General features: G+C 41.2%; 8 protein-coding genes. 2 read left to right on the forward strand and 6 right to left on the reverse strand.

Translation table 11 applies throughout. From position 1 onward, the window contains the following. Positions 1 to 51: 51 nt before the first annotated feature. Positions 52 to 537 (reverse strand): YkgJ family cysteine cluster protein, encoded by a 486-nt coding sequence (locus ACTB1O_RS10665; protein WP_462995120.1) that lies wholly within the window; start codon positions 535 to 537, stop codon positions 52 to 54. Between the two features lie 241 nt (positions 538 to 778). On the opposite strand from ACTB1O_RS10665, the gene ACTB1O_RS10670 reads away from it, so the two are divergent. Next, positions 779 to 1,225 carry a GNAT family N-acetyltransferase gene (locus ACTB1O_RS10670; protein WP_462995121.1) on the forward strand — a complete coding sequence of 149 codons (447 nt, stop codon included), beginning with the start codon at positions 779 to 781 and terminating at the stop codon, positions 1,223 to 1,225. A 63-nt stretch (positions 1,226 to 1,288) separates the two neighbouring features. Here ACTB1O_RS10670 and ACTB1O_RS10675 read toward each other — a convergent pair whose 3' ends face one another. From ACTB1O_RS10675 to ACTB1O_RS10690, 4 genes are all read right to left on the reverse strand, one after another. Further along, complete coding sequence (locus ACTB1O_RS10675; RefSeq protein WP_462995122.1) at positions 1,289 to 2,791, reverse strand: transglutaminase-like domain-containing protein; 1,503 nt, start codon at positions 2,789 to 2,791, stop codon at positions 1,289 to 1,291. 118 nt (positions 2,792 to 2,909) lie between these two features. Then, positions 2,910 to 3,587 (reverse strand): ABC transporter ATP-binding protein, encoded by a 678-nt coding sequence (locus ACTB1O_RS10680; RefSeq protein ID WP_462995123.1) that lies wholly within the window; start codon positions 3,585 to 3,587, stop codon positions 2,910 to 2,912. A gap of 1 nt (position 3,588) precedes the next feature. Continuing rightward, positions 3,589 to 4,803: an ABC transporter permease gene (locus ACTB1O_RS10685; RefSeq protein WP_462995124.1), complete on the reverse strand. Its 1,215-nt coding sequence runs from the start codon at positions 4,801 to 4,803 to the stop codon at positions 3,589 to 3,591. 7 nt (positions 4,804 to 4,810) lie between these two features. Next, the gene (locus tag ACTB1O_RS10690) at positions 4,811 to 6,028 is read right to left on the reverse strand and encodes a COG1361 S-layer family protein (RefSeq protein ID WP_462995125.1); all 1,218 of its coding nucleotides are present in this window, start codon (positions 6,026 to 6,028) and stop codon (positions 4,811 to 4,813) included. A gap of 185 nt (positions 6,029 to 6,213) precedes the next feature. On the opposite strand from ACTB1O_RS10690, the gene serS reads away from it, so the two are divergent. Beyond that, positions 6,214 to 7,491 (forward strand): serine--tRNA ligase, encoded by a 1,278-nt coding sequence (serS, locus tag ACTB1O_RS10695; RefSeq protein ID WP_462995126.1) that lies wholly within the window; start codon positions 6,214 to 6,216, stop codon positions 7,489 to 7,491. 60 nt (positions 7,492 to 7,551) lie between these two features. On the opposite strand, the gene ACTB1O_RS10700 is transcribed toward serS, so the two are convergent. Next, positions 7,552 to 8,242, reverse strand: a 691-nt coding sequence (locus ACTB1O_RS10700) for a hypothetical protein (RefSeq protein ID WP_462995127.1), incomplete at its 5' end; no start/stop codon positions are given.

The raw sequence follows: 8,242 nt of genomic DNA on the forward strand, positions 1-8,242 counted from the left end.
ATTTTTTGAAATTTTTAAACCAGCCGTTATTGTAAAAAAAATCTGTTCCGGTTATTCCCGAATAAAATATCCGCTTTCCTTTAGAATTGCAAATACCTTCTCATCCCATTTTTTCTGATCTGATTCCAAAAGAGATCTTATCTTCTCATCCCAGAGTTTTTTGAGAGCAGGGTCTTCAGAACGCAGAATATGCGGACCCATAACACGTCCGAGAACTTTTCCGTCCGGGTTTAATATCAGTATTCTCCAGCAGCCGTAGCTTCTGCACATATCAGGGCGTGTTAAATGAACACAGCAGCAGATTCTTCCCGGAGTGTTGGGATCAGGCCTTAAAAACGGGCAGGCTTCCGGCCACATCTCATATATGCTTTTATCAGAATACCACTCTGTCTTGTCAGGATCAAGAGTTACAACCTTCTCCTCGTTTGTATACTCGTTTCTGACAATAAATTCTGTCTTTGAAATTTCCTTAACAAGAGTGTGCACCTGTCCCAGATAACTGCAGCACTCTCCGCACTGCAGGCATTCAAACGCCATCGCCTAAAAAAACCTCATTTTCATTGATGTTTTAGTATTATTTTTGGCCGGATAAAATACTTTTAGTTTTGTCCTAACTCAAAATATAAGCCACACAGGAAACTGTCCGATGAGCATCATATAGAGACTTTATGGAAAAATTCCTGCGAAATTTTTAAAATCTGCAAGAAAGATTATTGACGAATGAAAAGGGATAATGGATTTGTAAAGATAACAAAGAAAAGGAAAGGGAAAATATCGAATGGAATTTGTGAAAATTACTGATAGCGATAAAACAAAATACATGGAACTCCTGCTTATTGCAGATGAACAGGTAAGTATGATAGAGAAATATCTGTATCGCGGTGATATGTTTGCCTTATGTGATGATGATGTTAAAGCGATTTGCATTGTTACACGGGAGCAGTCCGGCGTTTACGAAATTAAGAATATTGTTACCGTTCCTGAATATCAGCGGAAAGGATATGGACAACGTCTAATCTCATTTATTGCTGATTACTACAAAAATTCCGGTAGCGAGTTATATGTTGGAACAGGCAATTGCCCTGCAATAATTCATTTCTACGAGAAATGCGGATTTGAAAAATCACACATTGTTAAAAATTTTTTTATCGACAATTATGACCACCCCATGTATGAAAACGGACAACAGTTAGTGGATATGATTTATCTGAAAAGACATCTATAAAAAAAGAGCTTATGCCGCCCGGCGGGGAAAAAAAGGTTGTCTGGCGGCAGGATAGCAATGTGCTCAAAAAGCCCTCAAATCAACACTAAAACCTTCGGCCGCAATAAGACTGATATCATTTTCTGCTTCATCATGAACAACACAGGGCCCCTGCCTGACAAGCCTGAATACAACAGCATCATCAGGAATAGCAGGAGTCATTTCTGCATCCACATCTTTCTGGATTATAAACCTTGAACTATCAAGATTGTGCGAATAATACTCCTTAAATGCAGACCTCTTCTCATCCTCTATATCAACCCAGTCTGCAATCTCCGCAACTGTCGGATCACATGGAATCCATCCGTATCCTTCAATGTAAAACTCTGCCCAGAAATGCGTGCCCGGTTTTTCTGCAAGAACCATCTGGTATCCGCCGGTTGCACGGGCAGGAATTCCAAGCGATCTGCAAAGTGCCGAGAAAAGCATGCTCTGCGTTCCGCAGTCACCGTGCCCTGATTCAAACATATAAGTCGATTCAGCGGTTTTTGGTTCAATCGTATCCAGAGATAAATGCGGCACATTGCTGTACGGATAAGTTTCAATGATGTGGTTGTATATCATTACAGCCTGAAGATACGGATTTTTCTCATCGCCGACGATTTCAAGTGCCTTATCTTTAATCTCATCCGTAACTTCAATATTTCTCGCAGACTGTGTATAAAGAATATATTCAGGATCTGTTATATTATAGGCTAAAACCTCAGCCGGGTCAACATAAAATCCCTGTTCATAGGATTTAAACCCGATATCGGCTGTAATCACCAGATCACCGTCGATATTCTCTGCCGGAATTTCATAATAAACATATCCAATCTGACCTGTGGTTACAGGACCACACGCAATATATTCCTCATATGAGAGATTTTCAACAGTTATATCAGTCTGGGATTCGGTCTCAAGAGGCAGCGGGTACCAGATTTTAATTGTGCCCGTTTTTGTAAGCAAATCTCCGGGGATTACGAGTTTTTCCATTCCGCCGTAACTGACAGGATTGAAATAAGGTGAAGTTTTAGGAGGTTTATTTCCTGAAAGTGCACTGCGTGATAAATAATCAAAATCCACTAATCCCTTCATATTCCATAAAAATTCATAATTTTTATAGAGATAATCCAGTGCAATATTTTCATAATAAAGCGTCTCACCGTCGGACTCAATACTCTGAGCAGAATCAGAGAGCCAGGCATTTAATTCCTCATCAGTTATGCCGGGAATTTTCTCTTTCATAAAATTCCGGGCTTCGGTTTCATTAAGCGGATACTCATATACAGATCTGATTGCGCGAAACTTTTCCCGTTTTGCATCAAGCGCCATATCCAAATCTTTTACGCTTATGTAAAGGATCTCTGCCTCTTCAAAATATTTTTCCGCGGTTTTGTAATTTCCTTCTTTTGATGCAGCCATACCTTTAGAATACAACTCATCTGCCTGTGATGCGGAATCAGCCACAGTGCCGGTACATCCGGAAATAAGAATGAATGAAGCTATTGCAAAAAGTAAAAAAATAGCAGAAATGCCCGGTTTCATGATTTACAATCATTTGATTAACTGATAAAAGTATTGATTATTTTTTCTTCACAAATTTAAAATTGTGTTATATTCGTTTATAGCCCCATTTAAGGCATTTCTGATTTTTAAAAACCCCTCACAGATACTTATCCTCTAAAATCTTTCCGTCATGAAGGCGTATAAACCGGTCCAGATATTCCTTATGCCACTCTTCGTGTGTGACCATCACAACAGTCTGATTCATTGTCTTATTTATCTCCCTGAAAAGTTCAAGAACAGTCTTTGAATTTGTGGAATCAAGGTTTGCACAGGGCTCATCTGCAAATAAGATCTCAGGATGGTTTACAAGCGCCCTTGCGATTGCAACCCTCTGCTGTTCACCTCCTGACAACTCAGAGGGCAGGTGATTCCTCCTCTCTTTTAGGCCCACCTTTTCAAGATAAGACTCACCCCGCATATTGCATTCATCCGGCGGGAGACCTTTCGCCATTGCAGGAAGAATGACATTTTCAAGTGCTGTCAGTTCCGGCACAAGTGCGTAATCCTGAAATATAAAACCGAATCCGGACAGGCGGAATCTTCCCTTTTCATCATCGCTCATCGAAAGGACATTTTTATCCGATATTTTAATACTGCCTGCCGTTGGCCTGTCCAAAAGACCAAGCATATGAAGAAGAGTCGATTTTCCCGAGCCTGATGAGCCCATAATCCCGATAAACTCCCCCTTTTTGATATCAATTGAAACTCCCCGAAGAGCATGGACTTTTACAAGACCCATCGTGTATGTTTTTTCAAGATCCACAGCCGATATCATCTCAGTTGCCCCTCATTGCATCAAGGATATTTTCCTGTGTTATCTTCCATGCAGGTATGAATCCCGCAATCGCCGATGATACAAACAGAAGAATTGTATTCTCCAAAACCATCCCGAAATCAACAAGGGGTGTTACGTCTCCGTCAGGAAACTCAATCGGATATGCAGTGAAATATATCACCATACCCTCAATTATCAAAAATCCGAGAATTGATCCGAAAAGGCATACAAATATCACCTGAAATACATAGGAATTTATTATCACACTCTTTTTAATCCCGATTGCCTTTAGGATTCCAATCTGTTTTCTGTTGTTAAACGCCTTTATTGTGGTCATAATAAAAATCAGAACAACTGCAATTATCAGGCTTCCAAAGACTGTAATCTGGTTTATGATAGTAAAAGACTCAACCGATTCTGTAACAGCAGCGGGAAGTGCCTCCTCCCAGGTCTTTACCTGATCGCCGACTCCGTATTCCAGAATATTCTTCCTGACTTTTCTGACATTTTCAATATCATTGTCCCCTGTTTTGACAAGAACCTTATCAGCAGCATTATTCTCATAACCCAGAACACTGTTCATCTCATCCCAGGTCACAAAGGCCATATAATCAGCACTCCATGATTTTGTATTAAAAATACCCTTGATACGATAATCCTTTGATACTCCGTTGCTGTATCTGACAGTTATGGTGTCACCAACCGCTGCACCGCCAAGCGACGGGTAGAAATCCTGTGTTTTATCCTTATGTCCTGAAACCAGAGCACCGATTATTATCTCGTCACGATCACCGCTTCCAAGGAAATTGCCGTCTTTCATGTAATCGGCAAATTTTGAGACCTCCATCTCATCACGGGGATCAAAGGCGGTTATCCCAAGTGTTATGGAATTCTCCTCATAGTTTATGGATGAAGCCGTCTCAAACCTGGGCGATGCCCTGACAACCCCGGGCACACGGTTTACGGCTGCCAAAACCTCATCAAGATCTTCTATATATCGATCATCCTCCCTTGGCTCGATGACAATATCCGAGGTGATAAAATCTACATTCTGCCGGTTAAAGGATTCAATAGCGCCGGAAATTACCGAGGGGAGAAATATCATGTTTGTAAGGACAATGGCGATTATGATGATGTTCATAAACACGCGTCCCTTTCCCCCTCTCTGTGTGGCCCTTGCGGCAAGAAAAACAGATGTCCTCAGATCCTCAAACATAAAAAAATCAAACCTTTGATTCTTCGCTTTTCCTGTATACAAAGTAGTAATAACCGCCGGCTGCGGCTAAAATGAGGAGAATAATGCCGAAAATTAACCCCCCGCCATCTTCGCTCTTTCTTATGGTAATTTTAAGCGGATGGTCTGATACATGAACTCCGGTATCGTCCTCATATGAGACACTCAAAGTGTAATCATAAACTCCTGCATCTCCGGCATCAAGTGTAAATATTGCGGGAGCGTCATTTCCGGGCTTTATTTTTCCGATATATGACTCCTTGTTCCCTGTAAACGGAAGGTCAATTGTGGCAACGGTTGATTTCGCATCTCCTGTGCCGGTATTTTCTATTCTTATTGTAAGATCGAAGCGGTCATTTTGCATAACCCGGACAGGATCAGTCTTTAATGAGGCAATACTCATCTCGCCTGACCCCCTGACATCAAGTGTTATTGCATCAGTCTGTGTCATGGAGGTTCCGTCAACAATATTGTATGTTATCAGAAACGGAATCTCATGAATTCCCGGCTCAAGATCAGCATCTGATATGAATGAGACGTTAAAAGAAGCTGCTTCTCCGGATGACAGAGCAGGAACATGATAAGTTCCTGACCGGACAGGTGCAAGTGAAGGATTGTCCTCTGAGATTCTTACAAAAATATCTTCGGCAGTACTTTTACCGCTGTTGTAGATACTTACCTTTAAGTCAGCCCCGCTGCCGGGTTCAAATGATGTCTCTCCCGACTGTCCGACAATAAGTATTGGTTTTTTAAGTGCCGATACGGGCATATTCACATTGACAGGTATCGGATACAGGAGATTTTCCGAACCCTTCACACTGACTCTCAAAATCGCATAATAAATGCCCTTTGTTTCAGGTGCAACAACCGCAAAAGTGAGACTTACAGACTGCTGCGGACCGAGATCGCCCGAAAATTCCGAATTCCCACCGATTACCTTAATGTTCTTTCCGCCGTCAAGAAAAACACCTGTTATTGTCGGGTTTATCTCCGCTTTTGTAGTCACAATAGAGTCAGTAGAGGTTGATGTGGTGGATGTTGCAGTATTTGTAAGTGTAACCTTAATCATCCCCGTATCCCCGGGCATTAAAACCGGGGGAGTCACTTCACTGTCAGATAAAATGACTGAGGGGGCATATAATCCAGCAGAAACAGTTCCTGCAAAGAACATGATTAGCAGGACAGTAAATATCATTTTTTTAAGCATTGAAGGAACACTCCGTCTAAATTCACAGTATTAACCTCATAATATTATAAATTAAGGTGTCATCATCTTCAAAAAAGAATCACATCAGCATCTCTCTTTTTCATCAGACCTGAAAAATTGCGGACTGTCTTCACCTGCCCCTCGCAAATATAATCCCGTATGATTAACATAAATGAAACAGAGTTATGCTTGAACTGAAATTTATCCGAAAAAACCCGGATGTCGTCAGAGCTGATCTCAATAAGAGGGGAGATTTGGAAAAACTTGCCTGGATTGACGACCTGCTCGAAAAGGATATTAAATCGCGTGAGATGCAGACTGAAATAAATGTCATGCGAAACCGGCGCAATATCATCAGCCGTGAAATAAAGGAAGCAAAAAAGGCAAAAGAGGACATATCCGGACTCTTGGAAGAGGCAAAATCCCTTCCCGGAAAAATAAAGGAAGACGAAGCCGCACTTGAGGAGATTAACGCGAAGATAAAATTCTACTTAATGAGGATTCCAAACATCCTTCATGATAGTGTTCCTGTCGGGTGTGACGATACCGAGAACGTGGAATGCAAAAAATGGGGAGAACCTGTTGTTCCTTCATTTGAGCTTAAAAACCACGGCGAACTTGCGGTTGAGAAGGATCTTGCCGATTTTGAAAGGGCGGCAAAAATATCCGGTGCCGGATTTTACATGCTTAAGGGAAACCTCGCATTAATGGATCTTGCACTTCAGCGTCTTGCCCTCGATGTTCTTGCAAAACGCGGTTACACAACAGTTATCCCGCCCTTTATGATGAACCGTGCAGCATACGAGGGTGTTACTGATCTTGCGGATTTTGAAAATGTTATGTATGCAATCGAAGGTGAGGATGAGTTTTTAATTGCGACAAGCGAGCACCCGATGGCTGCTATGTACATGAACGAGATCTTTGACGAAAAAGAGATTCCTCTAAAACTTGCAGGGGTAAGCCCGTGTTTCAGGCGCGAAATAGGTTCCCACGGTCTTGATACAAAAGGTCTTTTCAGGGTTCACCAGTTCAACAAGGTTGAACAGTTCATATACTGCAAACCGGAGGATTCATGGACGCTGCATGAAGAGCTTCTCAAAAACGCAGAGGACATCTACCAGATGCTGGGACTTCCCTACAGGGTTGTAAACATCTGCACCGGAGATATCGGAACAGTTGCGGCAAAGAAATACGATATGGAAGTCTGGATGCCGCGTGAGGAGACATACCGCGAGGTTGTTTCCTGCTCAAACTGCACGTCATATCAGTCTGTAAGACTTAATATAAAAGCAAGGGATGCCCACGATTTCGAGAACAAATACCCTCTTCATACATTGAACAGCACTGCTGTTGCAACAACAAGGACAATCCGTGCAATTATGGAAAATTATCAGGAAGAGGACGGAACAGTTGTTGTCCCTGAGGTCTTAAGGCCGTATATGAACGGTGCTGAGACTCTTTAACCGGAATTCTCTTTTTTTAAAGGATATGCTTCTTCATTTTTTTCAATGGTTTTTTTTAGACTAACCGCTAAATCCGAAAAGATACGCCAGAATAACAGAAATAAAAAACGATAATATGAATAATACAATTTCAGCCTGTTTCATGGGTCTTTTCAATTCGAATAAATAAACAAACCCTGCCGATACAAGTGAGACAGAAACCACCGGAATTATCCATATCGGAAATAAATTCAGGACGCAGGGTATTTCATTTAAGTATTGCCATGGCAATGCGAAAATCACTGCTGAAATAAGAAGAGCTGACGGGACAATGATTCCGGCACATTTTTTAAATTCTTTCTTCATTTCATTTAAAGATAAAAATACCAGTACTGCAACCGATGCCGATGCAACAGACCAGCAGGAGAGAATTATTGCAGGAATTAAAAATATTAAAAGAAAAACAAAGACTTTTTTTGACTTTTGACTCTCACATACTCTTCTGATAAATATTAAAAGACCCATTGCTGATAATGAGAGAAACAGCGGGCCTGCAATATCACCTAATACTGCCAGATAACGGGGGTAATATCCGCTGCACATAAACTGTACGGACTGAAAATAACAGGGATATATAACAGATGAAAGAAATACAGCAGGGATTATGTCTTTTTTTTGCAGATATCCTTTGAGTGCAATAACAGGTGTCAGAATTATCAGAACTGTTCCAAATGTCTGGAAAATACTGCCTGTAAGATTAGCTCCGAATATA

The organism is Methanomicrobium sp. (assembly GCF_055145805.1).